This window comes from Citrobacter sp. Cy070, from assembly GCF_030332245.1.
GTDB lineage: Bacteria > Pseudomonadota > Gammaproteobacteria > Enterobacterales > Enterobacteriaceae > Citrobacter > Citrobacter youngae.
On sequence record NZ_JAOWIG010000010.1, the window covers coordinates 82,653 to 103,020 of the forward strand.

Below are 20,368 nucleotides of genomic sequence, written 5' to 3' on the forward strand. Positions count from 1 at the left end.
CAGGCGTGCAGAATACAAAAAACCCCGCCGTAGCGGGGTTTGGTGCGTTACAACGCGAAATTAATGACGGGCGCGCACAATCTGATATTTACGTGTCAGATACTCGACTGGCACGCTCCAGATATGTACCAGACGCGAGAACGGGAACAACAGGAACAGCGTCATACCTAATACCAGGTGCACACGGAAAATAAATGCCACGCCATCCAGATACTGAGACGCCCCGCCGTGGAAAGTCACCACTGATTGTGCCCAGTTCACCAGCTTCATCATTTCGCTACCGTCCATATGCTGAGCCGAGAACGGAATGGTCAGCAGGCCCAGTGCACACTGGATAACCAGAACAGACAACACCAGAATGTCGGCTCCCGTGGTCGTTGCACGCACGCGTGGACTAAACAGACGACGTTTCAGCAGCAGTACGCCCCCCACCAGGCACATCACACCACTGGCACCACCGGCAAACATCGCCATCTTTTGCTTCACTTCAAGCGGTAACCACGCTTCGTACATCCAGTGTGGCGTCAGCATCCCCAGGAAATGACCCGCGAAGATGCCAAGGATCCCAATGTGAAACAGGTTTGACGCAAGGTTCATCCCTTTGCGATCCAGCATCTGGCTGGAAGCCGCACGCCAGGTATACTGACCGTAGTCGTAACGTAACCAGCTGCCAATCAGAAAGACAGAACCCGCAATATACGGATAGATGTCAAAGAAGAACGTATTCAGGAAGTGCATTAGTTCTGTCCTCCGGTGGTGATGTTCAGGTACTGCGGCGCAACGGCCCCTGCAAAACGACGCTGGTGAGCAGAAATTTCAGACTCACCACATCCCTGGTCGGCAAAGAATTTCACCTGCTCTTCTTCCCAAACAGCATCCAGTGCCTGCGGCGTGTCGTCACGAACTTCATCCGCAATTTTTTCGGCCACTTTGTCACCGTCGATAGCGGTATTCGCCAGTTTTAACAGCAGATCGAACAGCACCGCGTAACGGCTTTCGCGCTGTTGCAGACGCGCACTGAGCAGCGCCAGAATCGGGGCGATATCCTGCAAGCCACCTAACGCTTCGCTTTTTGGCAACTGTGCGAGGTACTCCAGATACAGCGGTAAGTGATCGGGCAATTCGCGGCTATCGAGTTGTAGCCCGTGCTGCTCATACTGCGCCATCAGGTCAACCATCGCCTGTCCACGATCGCGGGATTCACCGTGAACATGTTCAAACAGCAGTAGCGAAGTCGCACGACCACGGTCGAACAGTTCGCTATAGCTTGCCTGTGCATCCAGCATGTCCTGCGCAGTTAAATCGCGTAGGAAAACGCCCAGAGTCTGGGCATCCTCTTTGTCCAGGTTTTCAGATGACGCGAGTGCATCGAAAAGTTCCTGCTGATGCTGCCACAAGGCAGCATCCGGGTACTCGAGCAGACGCGAAACAATGACGAGTTCAATCATTGGTGCGGCTCCGTTTTGCTGGTCACATCGACAGCATCGATGCGGCGACTGTTGAACAGATTGAATTTAGTATCAGAACCGTGGCAACCATCACCAAAGGTGAAACCACAACCGCTCTTCTCCGGGAATGCTTCACGCGCCAGTTCGCGATGGCTGCTCGGGATCACAAAACGATCTTCATAGTTAGCAATCGCCAGGTAACGATACATCTCTTGTGCCTGAGCTTCGGTCAACCCGACTTCTTCCAGCGCGCGGGTATCAACTTTACCGTCTACGGTTTCTGCGCGTTTGTAGTGACGCATCGCCAGCATACGTTTCAATGCCCGCAGTACCGGCTGGGTATCACCCGCAGTCAGCAGGTTCGCCAGGTACTGAACCGGGATACGCAGGCTGTCCACGTCTGGCAGAATACCGTTGCTACCCAGTTCACCCGCGTCAGCAGCGGACTGAATCGGAGATAAAGGTGGCACATACCAGACCATCGGCAACGTGCGGTATTCGGGATGCAGCGGCAGCGCCAGCTTCCAGTCCATCGCCATTTTGTATACCGGAGACTGCTGGGCCGCGTCGATTACACTCAGCGGAATGCCATCTTTCAGTGCCTGTTCAATCACCGCTGGATCGTTTGGATCGAGGAATACGTCCAACTGACTCTGATACAGATCTTTCTCGTTCTCGGTGCTTGCCGCGCTTTCAATCGCATCTGCGTCATACAGCAGCACGCCGAGATAACGAATACGACCTACGCAGGTTTCAGAGCAAACGGTCGGCTGACCGGCTTCGATACGCGGGTAGCAGAAAATGCACTTCTCAGATTTCCCGCTCTTCCAGTTGAAGTAGATCTTCTTATACGGGCAACCGGTGATGCACATACGCCAGCCACGGCACTTGTCCTGGTCAATCAGCACGATGCCATCTTCTTCACGTTTGTAGATGGCGCCACTTGGGCAGGTCGCCACGCACGCCGGGTTCAGGCAGTGCTCGCACAGACGGGGCAGATACATCATGAAGGTGTTTTCGAACTGGCCGTACATCGCCTTCTGTATATTTTCGAAGTTCTGGTCTTTCGCCAGTTTCTCGAACTCGCCGCCCAGGTCATCTTCCCAGTTCAGACCTTTGGTGATTTTGTCCATACGCTGACCGGTAATCAGCGAGCGCGGACGGGCGATCGGCTGCGCCTTGCTATCAGCAGGTGCGTTGTGCAGCGTCTGGTAGTCGAAATCAAACGGCTCGTAGTAATCATCAATGCCCGGCAGATGCGGGTTAGCAAAGATTTTACCCAGCAGCAGCGCTTTGTTACCCATGCGCGGCACCAGCTTGCCGTTGATTTTACGGATCCAACCGCCCTTCCATTTTTCCTGGTTTTCCCAGTCAGTCGGGAACCCCGTACCGGGCTTCGTTTCAACGTTATTGAACCAGGCATATTCGGCACCTTCACGGCTGGTCCAGACGTTTTTGCAGGTTACTGAACAGGTGTGGCAACCGATGCACTTATCGAGATTCAGCACCATGCCGACTTGTGAACGAATTTTCATTTTACGCTCTCCTGTACCTGGTCATTGCCTTCACCATCCAACCAGTCAATGTTCTTCATCTTACGTACCACAACGAACTCATCACGGTTCGACCCTACGGTGCCGTAGTAGTTAAAGCCGTAGGCCAGATGTGCATAGCCGCCGATCATGTGGGTCGGTTTCGGCGTAATACGCGTTACCGAGTTATGGATCCCGCCACGCTGCTGGGTAATTTCTGAACCTGGCAGGTTCACAATACGTTCCTGCGCGTGGTACATCATGGTCATCCCGGCCGGCACACGTTGGCTGACAACGGCACGGGCGGTTAAGGCACCGTTGCTGTTGAAAACTTCGATCCAGTCGTTATCTTCGATACCCAGTTCTTTCGCATCAACTTCACTCATCCACACGATCGGACCACCGCGTCCCAGCGTCAGCATCAGCAAGTTGTCGCTGTAGGTGGAGTGGATACCCCATTTCTGGTGCGGCGTCAGGAAGTTGAGCGCTTTTTCCGGATTACCGTTAGACTTCTCGCCCATCACCTCTTTCACCGAACGGGTGTCGATTGGCGGACGATAAACCAGCAGGCTTTCACCGAAGTCGCGCATCCACTGATGATCCTGATACAACTGCTGGCGACCAGAAAGCGTGCGCCAAGGGATCAGCTCGTGAACGTTGGTATAACCGGCGTTATAAGACACATGTTCATCTTCCAGACCTGACCAGGTCGGGCTGGAGATAATTTTGCGCGGCTGCGCCTGAATATCACGGAAGCGAATCTTCTCATCTTCTTTGTTCAGCGCCAGATGCGTATGGTCACGTCCGGTAAATTCACTCAGCGCTTCCCAGGCTTTCACGGCAACCTGACCATTTGTTTCCGGTGCCAGGGTGAGGATCATCTCAGCGGCATCAATAGCCGTGTTTAGACAAGGCTGGCCTTTCGCCGGGCCTTCCGCCTTGGTGTAATTGAGCTTACGCAGCAAGTCCATTTCACTCTGGGTGTTCCAGGCAATCCCTTTACCACCGTTACCGATTTTTTCCATCAACGGACCGATAGAGGTGAAGCGCTCGTAAGTTGCCGGGTAATCACGCTCAACGGTCATGATGTGCGGCGCGGTCACACCCGGAATCAGGTCGCATTCGCCTTTTTTCCAGTCCTTCACGTCTAACGGCTGCGCCAGTTCGGCGGCAGAGTCGTGCTGGATTGGCAGCGTCACCACGTCGGTTTCTTTCCCGAGGTGTCCTACGCAGACTTCAGAGAATTTCTTCGCGATGCCTTTGTAGATTTCCCAGTCGCTTTTCGATTCCCAGGCCGGGTCAACAGCAGCAGACAGCGGATGAATAAACGGATGCATATCCGAAGTATTCATATCGTCTTTCTCGTACCAGGTTGCGGTAGGCAGCACGATGTCGGAGTACAGACAGGTGCTCGACAGACGGAAGTCCAGCGTCACCACCAGATCCAGTTTGCCGTCCAGCCCGTTGTCCTGCCATTCCACTTCTTCTGGCTTCACGCCGCCCTGTTTACCCAGGTCCAGTCCCTGAATACCGTGCTCGGTACCCAGCAGGTACTTCAGCATGTATTCATGACCTTTACCGGAAGAACCGAGCAGGTTAGAACGCCAGATAAACAGGTTACGCGGATGGTTTTTACCGTTTTCTGGTTGTTCTGCCGCAAAGCGAATAGAACCTTCTTTCAGAGATTTAACGGTGTAATCGACGGGTGTCATCCCAGCTTTTTCCGCCTCACGCGCAATGTACAGCGGGTTAGTACCCAACTGCGGTGCGGACGGCAACCAGCCCATACGCTCGGCGCGCACGTTAAAGTCAATCAAATGACCGCTGTAGCGGGATTTATCCGCCAGCGGAGACAGCAGTTCCTGCGCGGTGACCGTCTCATAGCGCCACTGGCTGGAGTGGTTATAGAAATAGGACGTACTGTTCATGTGACGCGCCGGACGCTGCCAGTCAAGGGCAAACGCTAGCGGCTGCCAGCCTGTCTGCGGACGCAGTTTTTCCTGGCCCACATAGTGGGCCCAGCCGCCACCGCTCTGACCAACGCAGCCGCAGAAAATCAGCATGTTGATAAGGCCACGATAGTTCATATCGAGGTGGTACCAGTGGTTCAGACCCGCACCGACGATAATCATCGAACGACCGTGCGTCTTATCGGCATTATCTGCAAATTCACGGGCGATGCGCACGATTTGAGAACGTGAAACACCGGTGATTTTTTCTGCCCACGCCGGGGTATACGCTTTTACGTCATCGTAGCTGGTCGCGCAGTTTTCATCATTCAGACCACGCTCAAGGCCGTAGTTAGCCATGGTCAGATCGTAAACGGTGGTCACCAGAGCCGTAGAGCCATCGGCCAGTTGCAGTCGTTTCACCGGCAGTTTATGCAGCAGAACGTTTTCCAGTTCGACTTTATTGAAGTGTTCAGTTCCTTCGCCACCGAAGTACGGGAAACCGACTTCAGCGATGTCATCCTGACTACCCAGCAGGCTCAGTTGCAGTTCGGTTTCGGCACCAGACGTACCGTCACGCTGCTCCAGGTTCCATTTGCCTTTTTCACCCCAGCGGAAGCCAATTGAACCGTTTGGCGCAACCATTTCGCCGTTGCTGTTAATCGCGACAGTTTTCCATTCCGGGTTGTTTTCCTGGCCCAGAGAATCGACCAAATCTGCCGCACGCAGCATACGCCCAGCGGCATAGTAACCGTCACGCTCTTCAAGCATGACCAACATTGGCATGTCGGTGTAACGGCGCACGTAATCGGTAAAGTACTGGCTTGGGTTGTCGAGATGGAACTCACGCAGCATAACGTGGCCCATCGCCAGCGCCATCGCCGCATCGGTCCCCTGCTTCGGTGCCAGCCACAGGTCGCAAAGCTTGGCGATTTCTGCGTAGTCCGGCGTAATCGCGACAGTTTTGGTACCTTTGTAGCGAACTTCTGTGAAGAAGTGCGCATCCGGGGTACGGGTCTGCGGTACGTTAGAACCCCAGGCGATGATGTAACTGGAGTTGTACCAGTCAGCAGATTCAGGTACGTCTGTCTGCTCACCCCAGGTCTGCGGAGACGCAGGCGGTAAGTCGCAATACCAGTCGTAGAAGCTCAGGCAAGTACCGCCGATCAGCGACAGGTAGCGCGCGCCAGAAGCATAAGAAACCATCGACATTGCCGGGATCGGTGAGAAACCAGCAACGCGGTCAGGACCATAGGTTTTCACGGTATAGACGTTAGATGCCGCAATCAGTTCGTTTACTTCCTGCCAGGAAGAACGGACAAACCCGCCACGACCACGCGCTTGTTTGAAGCTTTTTGCTTTATCGGCGTCTTCGATGATGGAGGCCCAGGCGTCAACGGGATCGCTGTGCAGTCTTTTCGCTTCACGCCACATCTTCATCAGACGTTTGCGCATCAGCGGATATTTGAGGCGGTTTGCGCTGTAGAGATACCAGGAATAGCTCGCGCCACGCGGGCAGCCGCGAGGTTCGTGGTTTGGCAGATCAGGACGAGTACGCGGGTAGTCAGTTTGCTGGGTTTCCCAGGTTACCAGACCATTTTTCACGTAGATTTTCCAGCTGCATGAGCCGGTGCAGTTTACGCCGTGGGTTGAACGCACGACTTTGTCATGCTGCCAACGCTGGCGGTATCCATCCTCCCAGTCCCTGTTGGTGTTGAGAAGCTGGCCGTGCCCATCGGCAAAGGTTTCGCCCTTCTGTTTGAAGTAGCGAAACCGGTCCAGGAATTTACTCATCGGTTTTCTCCTGTAGGAGCCTGACGGCTCTCTGATAAATCGACATTGCTTGATTGGGTGTGAAGGTAACGCTCTGAAAGGGCGTGATAATTGATAACGATCAAGGCAGACAGGGATGAAAAATGAGGGTTGGTTTTTACATACCCCCAAAGTGGGATATTGATATTTAACGTAATGAATTGAATTTAAAGGATTTTAAATAATTCACTTATCATGCAAATGTTAAATTCTTTATAAGTGGGTATTAAGGGGTATCCCCCCTGCTTAGCATATTGCGTACGCCGTTCTCACAGGCTGTTGTCATGCCACAATACAAAAGTATGTTGTAACTAATTACAGGCAAAAAAAAGCGCGGTCTAACACCGCGCAATGGATAATCAACCTACACTTCATCCTTCAAACTGCTTCTGCGTTGGCTGCGCTCGTTCTCCCCAGTCACTTACTTCAGTAAGCTCCTGGGGATTTCTCACTTGCCGCCTTGATGCAGTTAGAATGATTTTGTGTATACCTCTTTTTTACTTTTTAGAATGACGTCCGTATACCACCCAGGTGATGACCACGCAGGCGACATAGAAGATCAGAAATACTTTCATCGCACCGACCGGAGAACCGGTTAATGCCAGGGACGTACCAAATGCTTTCGGGATAAAGAAGCCGCCGATCGCACCAATAGCAGAGATAAAGCCCAACGCTGCCGCAGTGTCGGTTGCCGCCTCGCGCATCGCTTTCTCTTCTGAACCGCCTTCAGCTTTCACTCTGTCCATCGTCAGCTTACGGAAGATGACAGAGATCATCTGGAAGGTTGAACCACTCCCCAGCCCGGCCGTCAGGAACAGCGCCAGGAACACGGCGAAGAAGGCAATGAAGTTGCCGCCGACACCGTTTGATGGCAGCGTCAGGAACAATAAGGCACTGAAAATAGCCATCAGCACGAAGTTCACCAGCGTGACGCGGGTCCCGCCCAGACGATCAGAGATTGCGCCGCCCGCAGAACGCGCCAAAGCGCCAATGAACGGCCCAAAGAAGGCATAATGCAGGATCTGCACTTCCGGGAACTGCGTTTTTGACAGCATCGCGAAACCTGCGGAGAAGCCGATGAAAGAGCCGAAGGTTGCCAGATACAGCAGGCTCATAATCCACAAATGCCCGCGTTTCAGCACCGGCAATTGCTCTTTCAGCGAGGCTTTTGAGGTTGCCAGTTCGTTCATACCGAACCATGCGGCCAGCGTGAAAATAGCGAGGAACGGCACCCAAATCCATGCGGCGTTTGCCAGATACAACTGCGTGCCATCCGGTTGTTCAACGCCGTGGCTGCCAAAAGCGGCGAAGATGGACAGTGAGACCACCAGCGGCGCAACCAACTGCATCACGCTGACGCCCATGTTGCCCAGGCCGCCGTTCAACCCCAGCGCGCCGCCCTGTTTCTGTTTTGGAAAGAAGAAGCTGATATTTGCCATGCTGGAAGCAAAGTTCGCACCGGCAAAACCGCACAGCAGGGAGATAATAATAAAGGTACTGAACGGCGTGGTGGTATCCTGCACAGCAAAGCCTAACCACACGCAGGGGATTATCAGGATACCTGTGCTGAACGCTGTCCAGCGTCGTCCACCAAACAGGGGAACCATAAAGGAGTACGGTACGCGCAGCAGCGCGCCGGAAACTGAAGGCAATGCCGTCAGCATAAACAGCTGCTCAGTGGTGAAATTGAATCCCACTTTCGGTAAGTTCACCGCCACTGCGCTAAATAACATCCATACGCAAAACGCCAGCAGCAGACAAGGGACTGAAATCCACAGGTTACGGCTGGCAACTCGTTGACCACGCTGTTCCCAGAAGGCGGGATCTTCCGGCCGCCATTCCGTGATTACAGCTCCAGATGCCCTTTCCGGGGCAGATGAGTGACTCATAGACACCTCTGATACTTGTTTCGATGCCTGCAACATTAGGGTTTACAGCCGGGGGTAAGTTGATATAAATCAAAGGAAAAGGTGTCATTATTAACGCCTAAAATTTATCATTACCCTAAATGAGTACATAACTTCGGTAAAAAAGATGTGGTTTTTCACGCTTCTGTCGCACCCTACTCCCCGACGTCCAGGATCTCTCCCCCTGTCGGCAATTAAGGGGTAGCCCGTTTGAGGTATGGGTATACTCCAGTGTATCGCTGAGAATAGCGGCACTGCCTGCAGCAGAATCGTCATTCAATAAGGTTTTCTGCTCACTGAGAACCCGAAGGAAGAAGTCACATGTTTAAACGTTGTCTTTCCCCGCTTACGCTGGTTAACCAGGTGGCGCTGATTGTTTTGCTGTCTACCGCGCTTGGCGTGGCGGGTATGGCTGTCTCCGGCTGGCTGGTTCAAGGCATTCAGGGTAGCGCTCACGCGATCAATAAAGCCGGCTCGCTACGCATGCAGAGCTACCGTTTGCTGGCTGCCGTACCGCTGGACGCCAGCGATCAACCGCTGCTGGATGAAATGGAACAAACGGCGTTTAGCCCTGAACTGACTCGTGCCGCGCAGCGCGACGGCCAGCAGACCCAGTTAAAGGCATTGCAGGATTACTGGCACACCGAACTGGCACCTGGGCTTAAACATGCACAAACGGGGGATGCGGTCGCCGACGACGTTTCACGCTTTGTGACCGGACTGGATAAGTTGGTTACCGCCTTTGACCATACCACGGAGTTGCGTATTGAACGCGTTGTTATGCTGCATCGCCTGATGGCAGTATTTATGGCTCTGCTGCTGGTCTTTACGATTATCTGGCTGCGCGTACGTCTGCTGCAGCCGTGGAAACAACTGCTGGCGATGGCCCGCGCCGTCAGCCAGCGTGATTTTACGCAACGTGCGCATATCAGCGGACGTAATGAGATGGCGGCACTGGGTTCGGCGCTGAACAATATGTCCGAAGAACTGGCCGAAAGTTATGCCGTACTGGAACAGCGGGTGCAGGAAAAAACCGCGGGTCTGGAACATAAAAACCAGATCCTCTCTTTCCTGTGGCAAGCCAACCGCCGTCTGCACTCACAGATACCGTTGTGTGAGCGGCTTTCACCGGTACTCAACGGGTTGCAAAATTTAACGCTGCTGCACGATATTGAGTTGCGGGTTTATGACCTGGAAGATGAAGATAATCATCAGGAATTTACCTGCCAGTCGAGTGCCAGTTGCGATGAAAAAGGTTGTCATCTGTGTCCACGAGGCACGCTGCCCACCATTGATGGTGGCACTACGCTGAAATGGCGGCTGACCGATGCGCATACCCAGTACGGTATTCTGCTCGCCACCTTGCCGTACGGGCGTCATCTCAGTCACGATCAGCAGCAACTGGTCGATACTCTGGTTGAACAACTCACCGCAACACTGGCGCTGGACAGACACCAGGAACGTCAGCAGCAGTTGATCGTGATGGAAGAGCGTGCCACCATTGCTCGCGAACTCCATGATTCTATTGCACAATCGCTCTCCTGTATGAAGATGCAGGTCAGTTGTTTGCAGATGCAGGGCGACGCGCTCCCGGAAAACAGTCGTGAGTTGCTAAGTCAGATTCGTAACGAGCTGAACGCCTCCTGGGCACAGCTACGTGAATTGTTGACGACCTTCCGTTTGCAGTTGACTGAGCCTGGGTTGCGGCCCGCGCTGGAAGCCAGCTGCCAGGAATACAGCGCTCGCTTTGGTTTTACGGTGAAGCTGGATTATCAGTTGCCGCCGCGCCTGGTCCCTTCACATCAGGCAATCCACCTGCTGCAGATTGCCCGTGAGGCCCTGAGTAATGCGCTTAAACACTCTCAGGCCAATGAAGTCATCGTGACGGTGGTGCAAAATGGCAAACAGGTCAAACTGACAGTTCAAGATAACGGCTGCGGCGTACCAGAAAACGCCGAACGCAGTAACCACTACGGCATGATTATAATGCGTGACCGTGCGCAGAGCTTGCGCGGCGATTGCCGTGTACGCCGTCGCGAGACGGGCGGTACTGAAGTTGCTGTCACTTTTATTCCCGAAACAAACTTCACAGAAGTCCAAGGAGATACCCATGAGTAATCTGGAACCGGCAACCATCCTGTTGATCGACGATCATCCGATGCTGCGCACCGGTGTAAAACAGCTTGTCAGCATGGCGTCCGATATCACCGTGGTCGGCGAAGCCAGTAATGGCGAGCAGGGTATCGAGCTGGCTGAATCACTTGATCCCGATCTGATCCTTCTTGATCTCAACATGCCGGGAATGAACGGTCTGGAAACGCTTGATAAGCTACGAGAGAAATCTCTGTCCGGACGCATCGTCGTTTTCAGTGTTTCCAACCATGAAGAAGACGTCGTGACTGCCCTGAAACGCGGTGCTGACGGCTATCTGTTGAAAGACATGGAGCCAGAAGATCTACTGAAGGCGTTGCAACAGGCTGCCGCCGGCGAAATGGTACTGAGCGAAGCCTTAACCCCGGTTCTGGCCGCCAGCCTGCGCGCTAACCGTGCGACCTCCGATCGTGATGTAACTCAGTTGACGCCACGTGAACGCGATATTCTTAAGCTCATCGCCCAGGGTCTGCCTAACAAGATGATTGCTCGCCGCCTCGATATCACCGAAAGCACGGTAAAAGTGCATGTAAAGCATATGCTGAAGAAAATGAAGCTTAAATCACGCGTTGAAGCCGCGGTATGGGTGCACCAGGAACGCATCTTCTGATAACGCGAGTATTAACGAGGATCATTTCCCGAAACGGCATTAAACGGTTCGGGCAGTGATAGCGTGATCTCATTGGAAGAGACACGCTGGCCCTGCTCGTCTTCCACGACGACGGACAGCCGCCAACGGTTGGTTGCTCCTTCACTGCTATCCCACTTCGGCATAATAACCGTCCAGCCTTGCGCACTACGAGGATGGCTTCCTGCCGTTAAACTCAATGCTTTCGTGTCTCCCTGCCATGTCAAATGACGGATGCCATACTGACTACGCACCTGTAATTTCAACGCTACCGTCTCGCCGGGTTTCAGATCCCACGGCGGTGTTGTCAGAAATACAGATAAGGTTTTACGCTGGCGATACTCCAGCGTTGGCACGCTGTTACGCTGAGGATCGTCATAACGATTCCCGCGCAGCGATCGGCTGTTTGCGACTTCACTCACCATTAACTGTTTATTTAACGGAACGCCAAAACGATAATTGAGGGTCAATCCCAGATTATTTTGGCTTACCCCGCTTTCGCCCTGTTTATGCTGCGCGGTCACCGTAATCAGCGGCACTGGCGTATAGCTCAGTCCCAGGTTTACCGCCACCGGATTGCGGTAGCCCGTTCCCGAATGGAAAAGGTCTACCCGATCGCCAAAATATTGCTCGACGCTGACGCTGGTATTGAGATGCTCATAAAAGGGTAACCGCATCAACGCAGTAAGGTCGTAGCCCCGCGCCATCCTTTGCTCCTGTGTCGAAGAACGATTCTGCCACGAGGAAAACGGCTGGTAGTAGTTGGCGGATAGCCGCAGATACTCTCCCCACGCCTCGGCGCCGAACCCGCCACGTGGCAGATTCTCATCCAGCAGGTTGTCATAAAAGGTGTTGTAACCCACTAACCAACCGTCACGTACCCAGCGCTGCCCAATCCCCGCATTACAGACCAGGCCTTCGTCCTGCTGCGTCAGTCCCAGCTGGCTCCAGGTGAGATAGCGTTGATTGTCCTGCCACGGGATAAACCAGCTTCCTCGACTGCCGGCAAAGCTACCTTCATTATCCACCTGCAACCCAACGCTGGCATTCCCCCACGGAGAAAGCCAGGATTCCAGTTGCTGATTCACCTGCTCACTGACTGTGTCACGCACCTGGCCAAACGCGAACTGCTTCGCTTGCTCGCCAGTATCAAGGCCGTTATCGGTCATGCTGGCTTCCCCAAACGCTTTAACCATTTCGGCAAAGTGCTTTTCGCCTGCCCGCGACTCCGGCGCCATACCGAGATCGGGCAAGCCATCACTATTGTTATCGAAAGGGTTCTCCGCCTGGTGAATAAAAGACGATTGCGCGCTGGCAGTACCGCCTGCAAACGGCAAGAGTGAGAATACTGCGAGAGATAAATAAATATTACGGCTCAAATCGTTAGCGGTTTCTTACATCAATTAGCCACAGCGGCATACTTATCTTAAACCATAACGTCTTCAGCATTGATTTTCAGCCCTTCCTTCCTTTTTCGGCATTATCCTGGCATCGGGAAATAGGTGTAACATACGTGTCAGTTATTAACGTTCACATGCAGCAACAGGAGTAAAAATGCAAAAGATAGTGATCATCGCGAACGGTGCAGCCTATGGAAGCGAGTCGTTATTCAACAGTCTGCGTCTGGCCATCGCTCTGCGCGAGCAGGAGGGCAGCCTCGACCTGCGTCTGTTTTTAATGTCGGATGCCGTCACTGCAGGGCTGCGCGGGCAGAAACCGGGGGAAGGTTATAATATTCAGCAAATGCTGGAAATCCTGACAGCACAAAACGTTCCGGTAAAACTCTGCAAAACCTGTACCGATGGCCGCGGGATCACCGCTCTGCCGTTAATTGATGGCGTTGAAGTCGGTACGCTGGTGGAACTGGCTCAGTGGACGCTGGCAGCAGATAAGGTTTTGACCTTCTGATGCCGGCACTTTCAGGCAAGCGTACTGAAAGTGCCGGTAATTTCCCGATTTAATCTCAGATGGGCGCGGTTTCGTTAAACGTAAGCTCGCCCTTTCAACCCTTTTAAGGGATTTTGTCATTTTTGTTTAATCGTTATGCCATTTTTTGATCAAAATCAGCATCCTGCCCCCTCCCCTTTGGTGTTATGCAATGAGTGAAATGTGAACAACATCACGCAGCACTTTCGACAGAAAGTACGTTGTTTTCAAGAACGGGGTGAAAAATGGCATTAGTGAAGGCAAGTTTGAAATTATTTGGTGGAGATACGGTGGTGGTACGCTGTTCGGAGCGTTGTCACATCCATCTGATGAGCGAGAAAAATCACGTCAAAGACACGCAGACCGACATTTTAAGCGTGCAGAATCGTGATAACGCATGGCTGACTGTACCGTATACCGGCGTCTGGAACGTGCTGATCGACAGCCACAGCCAGTCTCTGGAGCATTCAATCAGTTATATTGCAGCCTGATGATGTACTGCCCGAAAGCATCTACGCTTATCGGGCACACAACAGATAACCTGGCAACGCCTAGGCAAATCCCGGTCGCATGACGCCTTCCGGCAGGTTCTCTCCCAACAATCTTTTGACCGTAATCACCAGATCGTTAAGACAGTCATCCTGCATCCCCAACTTCACCAATTCCTGTTCCAGCGAGAACAGATATTGCGCGTTAGTTCCCAATGGCCCACTGGCAGAAGCAATAAGCGGCGCGATAACCTGAGCACGGGTATCGGACTCAAACAATGGATGTCGCGGATCCATAATAAAGACCAGCGCACTCACCGTTCGGCCATCATCCAGCGTGAGCTGACACCACGTTGGCAGGTAGCAACCCGTGATCATTTCACGCTTCCACAGCAGGGACAGCTCTTGCTCCAGCGATGCATCCGGTAAACGGTATGCCACACCCGTAGTGCGCCCCCCCTCTTTCAGGGCCAACATCCGTCCCGGCTGACACGCCGTTCCTCGCCCTGCCGTCAGGCGCAAACAAAATGCGCGATGCCAGCCGACTAACGTCCCGGTACAGGACTCTTCAAACTCTAACGCCGGATTCCACATCAACGATCCATAACCAAAGATCCACACCGGTCCATCATCTGGACGGCAGGCAAGCGTGGCGGCCAGTGAGGCTGCACGTTGTTCCGCCGACCAGAGTAGTGATTCTTCAATATCACCAAATGCCGTCTTACAGTCAGCATTCAATAAAAAATCACGCGTTAACACCTTACACCTCCGCCACTGCGACTTCCCTGCGACAACTTTTTTGACGCCTTCCAGGCTTTTTTACTGCTCATTTTGAAACCAATACCAGGACAATAGGCAATTCATCGACTGCATGCAAGGCAACAAAGGCTCAACGGCACTTTATATCCTCTTTTTATGTCCCGGTCTGGCGCGACCGTCAGCATCTCATCGTGTGATATTTTGATTGATTTAGAAATCTAACATCTTGTTATTTAAATGCTCTCTAAACAAGACACACCATTTTGCTCACTTTGATGCAAAAAATGGTCCATGCCGTAAAATTACGTAAAATCAGATCGGAAATACCGAAAGATCTGTTATTTTTTACATTCTTTAATACATTTATAATTATAAGCACCTGCAGAGATGGAGAATTAATTACATGACACATGCACATGAGGCGGTAAAAACCCGCCACAAGGAGACCTCACTCGCCTTTCCGATTTTGGCGCTGGTAGTACTGTTCTTTTGGGGGAGCAGTCAGTCACTACCAGTGGTCATCGGCATTAACGCACTAGCCCTTATTGGTATATTAAGTAGCGCATTCAGCGTTGTCCGTCATGCAGACGTATTAGCTCACCGACTTGGTGAACCCTATGGCTCGCTGATTCTCAGCCTTTCGGTGGTTATTCTCGAAGTCAGTTTAATTTCCGCATTAATGGCAACTGGTGACGCCGCACCCACGCTAATGCGCGATACGCTCTATTCAATCATTATGATCGTAACCGGTGGGCTGGTCGGGTTTTCATTACTGTTGGGTGGCCGCAAATTTGCCACCCAGTATATGAACCTGTTCGGTATTAAGCAGTATTTAATTGCTCTATTCCCGCTGGCCATTATCGTGCTGGTATTCCCGATGGCATTACCGGGAGCGAATTTCACCACCGCACAGGCACTGCTGGTAGCCTTAATTTCAGCAGCAATGTACGGCGTATTTTTGCTGATCCAGACTAAAACACACCAGAGCCTGTTCATTTACGAACATGAAGATGAGGGGGACGGCGATGACCCACATCACGGTAAACCTTCAGCGCACAGCAATCTGTGGCACGCAGCCTGGCTTGTCATCCATTTGATTGCCGTTATTGCCGTTACCAAAATGAATGCCAATCCGCTGGAAACATTACTCACTGAGCTGAATGCACCAGTGGCATTTACCGGTTTCCTGGTGGCGTTGCTTATTCTCTCCCCTGAGGGTTTAGGTGCGTTGAAAGCAGTACTGAACAATCAGGTGCAGCGAGCGATGAATTTATTCTTCGGCTCAGTACTTGCCACCATCTCACTGACCGTACCCGTCGTCACACTGATTGCCTGGGCAACAGGGAATGACCTGGTGTTCGCGCTGGGCGCACCAGAGATGATTGTCATGGTTTCTTCGCTGGTGCTGTGCCATATCTCCTTCTCCACCGGACGCACCAATGTGCTCAACGGTGCAGCGCATCTGGCACTGTTTATCGCCTACCTGATGACGATATTCGCCTGATAATCAACTCAGGTGCAACCCACGGCCCTTTGCAGGGCCGTTTTTTTATCCTGGTTTATTGCTCCGGGTAGACCTGTTGGCCATCCACAAACGTTAATAGCGCTTGTGTCTGGTGCAGTTTATCTGCAGTAACTGCCAGAACATCCTGATCCAGAACGGCAAAATCAGCGAGCTTGCCAGCGCGCAAACTCCCTCTCTGCTGTTCGGCAAATGCCAGCCAGGCGGCATTTAGCGTATACATTTTTAACGCATCTTCCCGGCTGATCCGACGTTCCTCATCACGTACAGAGCCGTCGAGCGCTTTCCCCGTCACATGGTATTCAATGGCATGCCACACACCCGCAACGCCAATTCTTGTCGCATCCGTTCCCCCTGCAACGATCACGCCTTGCTCTAGTGCGGGTTGAATGGGGGATGACTGTGCTGCAACGATTTTACCATTAGCGCGTTCAATGGCGGGAGATTCAAAATACGGCCCCATCTGCACGGAATAGGCTAAACCTAATTGCTTCATCCGGGCTATCGTCTCTGCCGTACCGGTATTTAAATGGGCTATTGACCAGCGAAGCTGGGTAATATCATGCGTTTGCAGGGTTTTCAGGCAGCGCCTGATTCAGTTCCTGTAGGGTGGGATCTCGCTTTTCAGCAAATTGTTCAGGTATCCATGATCCCACCACGGCCACCCACTGCGCTGCGTTTTTCTATTCTGCCGATTGCGACAGTTTGTGCAGAGCATCAGGTATAGTTTTGGCATCAAACCAGTAGGTTTCGAATAAGAACGTCCTTCCTCCGCGAATACCATGCAGATGCGTATCAATTAATCCGGGGATCACCGTTTTACCCGCAAGATTAATTTCTCGCGTATTCTGCCCTGACCATTTTTTAATCTCTTCATTATTTCCGACAGCAATAATGTGTTGCCCTTTTACCGCCAGAGCCTGCGCGTTTGGCTGTTGTTCGTCCATGGTAATAAGCTGGTCGTTATACAAAACAACATCAGCTTTATCCTGTGCAGAAGCCAAAGAGGATGTCCCCATCAGCATTACAGCCAACGCCATATTACGCATCGCAGGAGGAGGTGTTTTGAAGCAAAGGCCCATTTTACTCATCATGTTTATCTTCCTTTCTTGTGCAAAGCTAATCAGGAAACCTGTGCCGAAACGCAAGGCTGGCAAGTTGCGCGCTGGATACCAGTTGTTCAAGCGAGTGTCCGCAACGCGCTTTTCCCGACAAACCCAACATCGTGGTACAGACGTAATCGGTCATACTTTTCGCCTCTTCGGGGTAACGCTGGGCAATAAAGTTATGGATCTTATTTTCAGCTACCGAGTAGAACGCACGGGCGGCATTGCGTGCCTCAGGGTCATTGCAATGTGTTCCTTCCAGCACTAAACATCCTGCCGCATCGGGATCGGCTGCGTAATGACGTGCCGCCTCCTCAAGCAGCGTTGCCAGACAGTCAGCAACGGGTCTGTCGGCACATAAAATATCGTCAAAAGGGATCGCATCGGTTTGTACGTAACGGCTCAATACTCGTTGATAAAGGCCGAGCTTATTCCCAAAAGCAGCGTAGAAACTGGGGGGTTTGATACCCAGTACCTGAGTGACATCCGCCACGCTAACGGTATCGTAGCCGTGAGCGTGAAATAAGCGTTGTACCGTCGCAACCGCCTGCTCTGGGTCAAAATTACGTGGTCGACCCGGCGCGCGTGAGTATTTTGTAGTGACCATTATAAATCCATTGACAGAAAACCATGCGCCAATTATATATCGATCACTACATAATTGTTCAAGGAGTATCTGATGTCTTCATTCAAGGGTAAATCGGTGCTGGTTCTTGGTGGTAGTCGTGGGATCGGTGCGGCAATTGTACGCCGCTTTGCCGCGGAGGGCGCATCCGTCACCTTCACGTATTCCGGCTCTCCTGACGCCGCCAAAGCGCTGGCCGATGAGACTGGCACCCATACGGCGCAAACCGACAGCGCCAGACGCGAGGACGTTATCGCACGGGTGCGGGAAAGTGGCCCGTTAGATGTGCTGGTCGTTAACGCTGGGATTATCCTGTTCGGCGACGCGTTGGAGCAGGATCCTGATGAAGTTAAACGCCTTTTCCGCATTAATATTCACGCCCCCTACTACGCCGCGGTGGAGGCTGCACGCCAGATGCCTGATGGAGGACGAATCATTATTATCGGTTCAGTAAATGGTGACCGTATGCCCATCGCCGGTATGGCCTCTTATGCGTTGAGCAAGTCGGCACTACAAGGGATGGCGAGAGGGTTGGCTCGTGATTTTGGTCCGCGTGGTATTACGGTGAACGTTGTGCAACCTGGCCCGATTGATACCGATGCCAATCCGGCAGAAGGCCCGTTGAAAGAGCTGATGCACAGCTTTATGGCACTAAAACGACATGGGCGACCGGAAGAAGTTGCCGGAATGGTTGCCTGGCTTGCTGGACCTGAAGCAGGGTTTGTGACAGGCGCAATGCATACTATTGACGGCGCGTTTGGCGCCTGACGGAAATAACAGGCCGGAGGAATATCCCCCGGCCTGTTCAACGCTCTTAGTTTTCAGTATCCAGCTCGTCGAAGCTTTTCACCAGGTCATCAATGGCTTTAATCTGCGTCAGGAACTGTTCCAGTTTCGCCAGCGGCAGCGCGGATGGACCGTCGCATTTAGCATGGGCTGGATCCGGGTGCGCTTCAATGAACAGACCCGCCAGGCCTACCGCCATACCGGCGCGAGCCAGTTCGGTGACCTGTGCACGGCGACCGCCGCTTGCTGCGCCAAACGGGTCGCGGCACTGCAGCGCGTGGGTGACGTCAAAAATCACCGGAGAGTTACCGGAAACTTTCTTCATCACGCTAAAGCCCAGCATATCGACAACCAGGTTGTCATAACCAAAGTTCGCACCACGGTCGCACAGGATAACCTTGTCGTTACCGCCTTCATGGAATTTATCCACGATGTTGCCCATCTGACCCGGGCTTACGAATTGCGGTTTTTTCACGTTAATAACAGCGCCCGTTTTCGCCATCGCTTCTACCAGGTCGGTCTGACGAGCAAGGAATGCCGGCAGCTGAATCACATCCACCACATCGGCAACAGGCTGTGCCTGGCTGGCTTCATGAACGTCGGTGATCACTTTTACGCCAAACGTCTGCTTCAGTTCCTGGAAGATTTTCATCCCTTCTTCAAGACCTGGCCCACGGTAAGAGTGGATGGAAGAACGGTTGGCTTTATCAAAGGAGGCTTTGAACACGTAAGGGATACCCAGCTTTTGAGTAACGGTTACGTAGTGCTCACAAATGCGCATCGCCAGATCGCGGGATTCCAGCACGTTCATTCCGCCAAACAGCACGAACGGCAGGTCATTTGCCACGTTGATGTCGCCAATGCTAACCACTTTTTGTTTCATAGGATCGCCTTAAACGGTAGGTAAAGTGTTATTAATCAATGCAATACAATTTGCTTGTGCGAAATAGTATTAATCTGCGCACGGATCATTTCGCTGATCGGGTCTTCCGGACACTGCTCAACGAAATAACTTAAATCAGTCAGCGCAACATGTTCACATTCCAGCTGCGCGTAGATTAATCCGCGATCGCGTATTTCATACGGATCCTCAGGATTAAACTGCAGTAATGCTTCGCTGGCTCGCAGCGCCAGTTCCATTTGTCGCTCTTCCATTAGCGATGATTTCAGCGTGTCGAGCAGTTTGCGGATCACTTCCGCGTTATCCGCTTCGTCAAGATCCTCGTTGAACAGTTCAGCAACCGGGCTAATGTTACCCTTCAGCCACACTTCCAACGTGTGTTCATTTAACGTTTCGCCATTGAACGGATTGATTAGCCACATTTCACCATCGAGCGATTCAATACGCAGGATGAGTTGTGTCGGGAAAATCACCGGTACCAACGGCAGATCCAGTCGGTTAGCAATCCACAATAAGATGGCACCGAGTGAAACCGCACTGCCCTGACGATTTTTCAGAACCTGGTCGAGCCATAGTGCATCAGAAAGACGATAGACGCCGTGGGTGTCCGTAAAACCCCATTCGCCGTAAAAAAGTGCCAGCAGTTTATCCAGTTGCTCATCCTGAGACAGGAGCTGGCTAATTTCTTCTTGCGCCAGACCAACCAGACGTTCCAGTTCGTCATAGACAGTTTGTGTTGGAAAATCCAGACGGATAGACTCCGACGCCAGGATCATCCCATCACACAACGGCGCTTTATTAAATTCGAAATCAGCTAACGACATCATG

16 protein-coding genes and 1 pseudogene are annotated in these 20,368 nt (G+C 52.4%); 6 read left to right on the forward strand and 11 right to left on the reverse strand.

The features are described from left to right. Positions 1 to 60 precede the first annotated feature (60 nt). From narI to OGY19_RS01555, 5 genes are all read right to left on the reverse strand, one after another. Positions 61 to 738: a respiratory nitrate reductase subunit gamma gene (gene narI / locus OGY19_RS01535; RefSeq protein ID WP_048211472.1), complete on the reverse strand. Its 678-nt coding sequence runs from the start codon at positions 736 to 738 to the stop codon at positions 61 to 63. Further along, entirely contained in the window at positions 738 to 1,448 is a 711-nt protein-coding gene (narJ, locus tag OGY19_RS01540; protein ID WP_048211471.1) for a nitrate reductase molybdenum cofactor assembly chaperone, read from the reverse strand. Before narJ ends, narI begins: the two co-directional genes overlap by 1 nt. Next, entirely contained in the window at positions 1,445 to 2,983 is a 1,539-nt protein-coding gene (gene narH / locus OGY19_RS01545) for a nitrate reductase subunit beta (RefSeq protein ID WP_286596189.1), read from the reverse strand. Before narH ends, narJ begins: the two co-directional genes overlap by 4 nt. Next, positions 2,980 to 6,723: a nitrate reductase subunit alpha gene (locus OGY19_RS01550; RefSeq protein WP_115601913.1), complete on the reverse strand. Its 3,744-nt coding sequence runs from the start codon at positions 6,721 to 6,723 to the stop codon at positions 2,980 to 2,982. The genes narH and OGY19_RS01550 overlap by 4 nt, the downstream gene beginning before the upstream one ends. A 515-nt stretch (positions 6,724 to 7,238) precedes the next feature. After that, on the reverse strand, positions 7,239 to 8,630 hold the full coding sequence (locus OGY19_RS01555; protein WP_061068016.1) for a NarK family nitrate/nitrite MFS transporter: 1,392 nt from the start codon (positions 8,628 to 8,630) through the stop codon (positions 7,239 to 7,241). 339 nt (positions 8,631 to 8,969) lie between these two features. Here OGY19_RS01555 and narX point away from each other — a divergent pair, with 339 nt between their 5' ends. Together narX and narL are read left to right on the forward strand one after the other, a co-directional pair. Next, the gene (gene narX, locus OGY19_RS01560) at positions 8,970 to 10,766 is read left to right on the forward strand and encodes a nitrate/nitrite two-component system sensor histidine kinase NarX (protein WP_115601912.1); all 1,797 of its coding nucleotides are present in this window, start codon (positions 8,970 to 8,972) and stop codon (positions 10,764 to 10,766) included. Further along, the gene (gene narL, locus OGY19_RS01565) at positions 10,759 to 11,409 is read left to right on the forward strand and encodes a two-component system response regulator NarL (protein WP_061068018.1); all 651 of its coding nucleotides are present in this window, start codon (positions 10,759 to 10,761) and stop codon (positions 11,407 to 11,409) included. The genes narX and narL overlap by 8 nt, the downstream gene beginning before the upstream one ends. An 11-nt stretch (positions 11,410 to 11,420) precedes the next feature. Here narL and OGY19_RS01570 read toward each other — a convergent pair whose 3' ends face one another. Further along, entirely contained in the window at positions 11,421 to 12,806 is a 1,386-nt protein-coding gene (locus tag OGY19_RS01570; RefSeq protein ID WP_115601911.1) for a YchO/YchP family invasin, read from the reverse strand. Between the two features lie 175 nt (positions 12,807 to 12,981). On the opposite strand from OGY19_RS01570, the gene OGY19_RS01575 reads away from it, so the two are divergent. Then, complete coding sequence (locus tag OGY19_RS01575) at positions 12,982 to 13,335, forward strand: DsrE/DsrF/TusD sulfur relay family protein (protein WP_005126372.1); 354 nt, start codon at positions 12,982 to 12,984, stop codon at positions 13,333 to 13,335. A 263-nt stretch (positions 13,336 to 13,598) separates the two neighbouring features. Next, a complete protein-coding gene (locus OGY19_RS01580; RefSeq protein ID WP_042318612.1) occupies positions 13,599 to 13,844 on the forward strand; it encodes a DUF1883 domain-containing protein in 246 nt (81 codons plus the stop codon). 60 nt (positions 13,845 to 13,904) lie between these two features. Here OGY19_RS01580 and OGY19_RS01585 read toward each other — a convergent pair whose 3' ends face one another. Beyond that, entirely contained in the window at positions 13,905 to 14,600 is a 696-nt protein-coding gene (locus tag OGY19_RS01585) for a gamma-glutamylcyclotransferase (protein ID WP_101743259.1), read from the reverse strand. A gap of 403 nt (positions 14,601 to 15,003) precedes the next feature. Between OGY19_RS01585 and chaA the strand changes: the two genes are divergently transcribed. Next, positions 15,004 to 16,104: a sodium-potassium/proton antiporter ChaA gene (gene chaA, locus OGY19_RS01590; RefSeq protein ID WP_061068020.1), complete on the forward strand. Its 1,101-nt coding sequence runs from the start codon at positions 15,004 to 15,006 to the stop codon at positions 16,102 to 16,104. A 55-nt stretch (positions 16,105 to 16,159) separates the two neighbouring features. On the opposite strand, the pseudogene OGY19_RS24530 reads toward chaA, so the two are convergent. Both OGY19_RS24530 and OGY19_RS01605 read right to left on the reverse strand, forming a co-directional pair. Then, positions 16,160 to 17,171: pseudogene (locus tag OGY19_RS24530) on the reverse strand (amidohydrolase family protein). Between the two features lie 70 nt (positions 17,172 to 17,241). Beyond that, complete coding sequence (locus OGY19_RS01605) at positions 17,242 to 17,835, reverse strand: TetR/AcrR family transcriptional regulator (protein ID WP_061068023.1); 594 nt, start codon at positions 17,833 to 17,835, stop codon at positions 17,242 to 17,244. Positions 17,836 to 17,907: 72 nt separating this feature from the next. Here OGY19_RS01605 and bdcA point away from each other — a divergent pair, with 72 nt between their 5' ends. Next, positions 17,908 to 18,621 (forward strand): SDR family oxidoreductase, encoded by a 714-nt coding sequence (gene bdcA, locus OGY19_RS01610; RefSeq protein ID WP_286596190.1) that lies wholly within the window; start codon positions 17,908 to 17,910, stop codon positions 18,619 to 18,621. Positions 18,622 to 18,667: 46 nt separating this feature from the next. On the opposite strand, the gene kdsA is transcribed toward bdcA, so the two are convergent. Together kdsA and sirB1 are read right to left on the reverse strand one after the other, a co-directional pair. After that, positions 18,668 to 19,522, reverse strand: a complete 855-nt coding sequence (gene kdsA / locus OGY19_RS01615) for a 3-deoxy-8-phosphooctulonate synthase (protein ID WP_048211463.1) — start codon at positions 19,520 to 19,522, stop codon at positions 18,668 to 18,670. Positions 19,523 to 19,557: 35 nt separating this feature from the next. Next, a complete protein-coding gene (gene sirB1, locus OGY19_RS01620) occupies positions 19,558 to 20,367 on the reverse strand; it encodes an invasion regulator SirB1 (protein ID WP_115601910.1) in 810 nt (269 codons plus the stop codon). Position 20,368 lies beyond the last annotated feature (1 nt).